The following is a 776-nucleotide window of genomic DNA, read 5'->3' on the forward strand; positions in this document are numbered from 1 at the left end:
GACTGGAGTTCAGACGTGTATTGTCCGCCACCCGGTCTCCCGTTGTGGATGGGGACATTCGCGGACTTGATGTCGCTGTTGATGTGCTTCTTCGTACTGCTGCTTTCATTCTCTGAAATGGATGTTTTGAAGTTCAAACAGATTGCTGGTTCGATGAAATTTGCATTTGGTGTGCAAAACCAACTGGAAGTGAAAGACATTCCTAAAGGCACCAGCATCATCGCACAAGAATTTAGACCAGGCCGTCCTGAGCCGACACCGATTGATGTCATCATGCAACAAACCATGGACATCACTCAGCAGACGCTAGAATTCCACGAAGGTGAGTCTGATCGAGCTGGTGGTACTAAGCGTGATGAAGGTAAGCTGACGGGCGGTCAATCACCGGAAACCTCGACACAAAGCAATCAGTCCGCAGAGTCAGACATGCAACAGCAGCAGTCTGAAGAGATGTCACAAGAGATGGAAACCTTGATGGAGAGCATCAAGAAGGCGCTCGAACGTGAAATCGAACAAGGCGCGATTGAAGTGGAGAACCTCGGTCAGCAAATCGTTATACGAATGCGAGAGAAAGGCGCATTCCCAGAAGGTTCTGCATTCCTGCAACCGAAGTTCAGACCATTAGTGCGACAGATTGCTGAGCTAGTGAAAGATGTGCCAGGTATTGTCCGAATCTCTGGTCACACGGACAATCAGCGTTTGGATTCTGAGCTGTATCGCTCGAATTGGGACTTGTCATCGCAGCGTGCGGTGTCGGTCGCTCAAGAGATGGAAAA

The 776-nt window shown here is 49.5% G+C and carries 1 protein-coding gene; it reads left to right on the forward strand.

The features are described from left to right. Positions 1-15: 15 nt before the first annotated feature. Positions 16-776 (forward strand): flagellar motor protein MotB (locus R7093_RS25065; RefSeq protein WP_318146996.1); only part of this gene is annotated, 761 nt, incomplete at its 3' end.

The organism is Vibrio sp. 1580, assembly GCF_033340055.1.